A 1,087-nucleotide genomic window follows, 5' to 3' on the forward strand; every position below is an offset into this window, starting at 1 on the left:
GGTAAAACGTAACTTTACTGGGAGAAAATTCTGGGCAAGAGGTTACTGTGTTAGCACAGTAGGACTCGATGAACAGATGATTCGTGAATACATACGTAATCAGGAGTCGGAAGAAAAACGCCAAGAGCAGTTGCGACTCTCGGGCTTATAAAACATAGCCCCTTCTAGGGGCTTTCATCATACTACCGGTTTCACCGGTAGTTTTGATTTATTGGAGTATATATAACCTATTGATTTTAAAATATTTTGGAGAAAGATGCAAAATGATGAATTTAAGTTATTGAAATATAATGAAAAGATAATTTGAGGGCGTCGACTTTTTCGTAAAAGTGGACAGACTTTATTGATTTAAAATATTGCCTGTCAATAGAGTTTAAGATACGACGAATTAGATAGCTTTTCAATGACAAACCATTATTTATGGAGGCGTGGCGTAATGAGCAATCGTGATCTATTTGCGGAGCTAAGTTCAGCTCTTGTTGAGGCTAAAGAGCATTCAGAGGGCAAGCTTACCCTTAAAACTCATCAAGTTAACGACATCAGTGAGTTAAATATCTCACCTGATGAAATCGTGAGAATTCGAGAGCATTTTAATATGTCTCGTGGTGTTTTTGCTCGTTTGTTGCACACATCATCTCGTACGTTAGAGAACTGGGAACAAGGGCGCAGCGCACCAAATGGACAAGCAGTAACTCTTCTAAAATTGGTTCAGCGCCACCTAGAAACTCTGTCGCACATCGCTGAGCTATAAAGTTTGTTCGCTTTTACTCTGTCAGTCCACTTGGCAGAGGTGATGCGAACCGACAAAACACACCTTTGCCCCAAAATCGTTCAGAGCTAAAGCTCTACCCATTTTTGGTGCGTGCGTTTGCCCTACTAAATCGGCTCTTCTCCGCTTTGTTGAGTCATAACGCAATACTTATGACTTCTACCATACTGACTAATAACCCTTTTTTAGTCAGTATGGATGAATCCTATTTTGACCCAGTTACTTTCTCAGCTTTTACATATTCAGGGGCAGGCAATCCAGTCGATTAAGGTCGATGAATCCACTCAAACTGTTGACGTTTACTGTCGTCGAGACCGA

The 1,087-nt window shown here is 40.7% G+C and carries 2 protein-coding genes; both read left to right on the top strand.

From position 1 onward, the window contains the following. On the top strand, positions 1–151 hold a 151-nt coding region (locus VTH8203_RS22210; protein WP_208617716.1), incomplete at its 5' end, for a transposase. A gap of 285 nt (positions 152–436) precedes the next feature. After that, on the top strand, positions 437–751 hold the full coding sequence (locus VTH8203_RS22215; RefSeq protein WP_096995612.1) for a helix-turn-helix domain-containing protein: 315 nt from the start codon (positions 437–439) through the stop codon (positions 749–751). Positions 752–1,087 lie beyond the last annotated feature (336 nt).

The organism is Vibrio thalassae (assembly GCF_900089835.1).
Lineage (GTDB): Bacteria > Pseudomonadota > Gammaproteobacteria > Enterobacterales > Vibrionaceae > Vibrio > Vibrio thalassae.